Source organism: Salinibacillus xinjiangensis, assembly GCF_009649735.1.
GTDB lineage: Bacteria > Bacillota > Bacilli > Bacillales > Alkalibacillaceae > Salinibacillus > Salinibacillus xinjiangensis.
Map to the genome: position 1 here is coordinate 1 of NZ_WJNH01000025.1, position 929 is coordinate 929.

The window sequence follows — 929 nt, forward strand, 5'->3', positions numbered from 1 at the left end:
CACACCACGAGAGTTGGCAACACCCGAAGTCGGTGGGGTAACCTTTTGGAGCCAGCCGCCTAAGGTGGGGCCAATGATTGGGGTGAAGTCGTAACAAGGTAGCCGTATCGGAAGGTGCGGCTGGATCACCTCCTTTCTAAGGAAATTTAAAAGCGGAGACGACCGGTTAGGTTCGACCGCATAAGCAGAATACATGTAGTGGCGGTTTATGCCACAGAATGGATTATGCTTATGACGGCGAGGACCTGGGAGTCGGAGCTGGATAAAAAGATGTACTGGTTGTGTTTGTTTAGTTTTGAAGGATCGAATGATTCTTCAAACCAAGTACCTTGAAAACTAGATAAGAAACAATCAAGAGCATGACAATGCGTTTATTAAGTTAAGTGAACAAGAGCGCACGGTGGATGCCTTGGCACTAGGAGCCGATGAAGGACGGGACAAACACCGATATGCTTCGGGGAGCTGTAAGTAAGCTTTGATCCGGAGATTTCCGAATGGGGAAACCCGCTNGCCCGTCACACCACGAGAGTTGGCAACACCCGAAGTCGGTGGGGTAACCTTTTGGAGCCAGCCGCCTAAGGTGGGGCCAATGATTGGGGTGAAGTCGTAACAAGGTAGCCGTATCGGAAGGTGCGGCTGGATCACCTCCTTTCTAAGGAAAACATCATCACTTTCGTGATGAATAAAAAGGTGTATTGGTTGTGTTTGTTTAGTTTTGAAGGATCGAACGATTCTTCAAACCAAGTACCTTGAAAACTAGATATGAAACAATCAAGAGCATGACAATGCGTTTATTAAGTTAAGTGAACAAGAGCGCACGGTGGATGCCTTGGCACTAGGAGCCGATGAAGGACGGGACAAACACCGATATGCTTCGGGGAGCTGTAAGTAAGCTTTGATCCGGAGATTTCCGAATGGGGAAACCCGCT

At 48.3% G+C, this 929-nt stretch carries 2 rRNA genes; both read left to right on the plus strand.

The annotated features are described in order from the left end of the window. Window positions 1-136: ribosomal RNA gene (locus GH754_RS19295) — 16S ribosomal RNA — on the plus strand; the annotation flags it as partial. 661 nt (window positions 137-797) lie between these two features. Beyond that, window positions 798-929 (plus strand): 23S ribosomal RNA (locus GH754_RS19300); the annotation flags it as partial.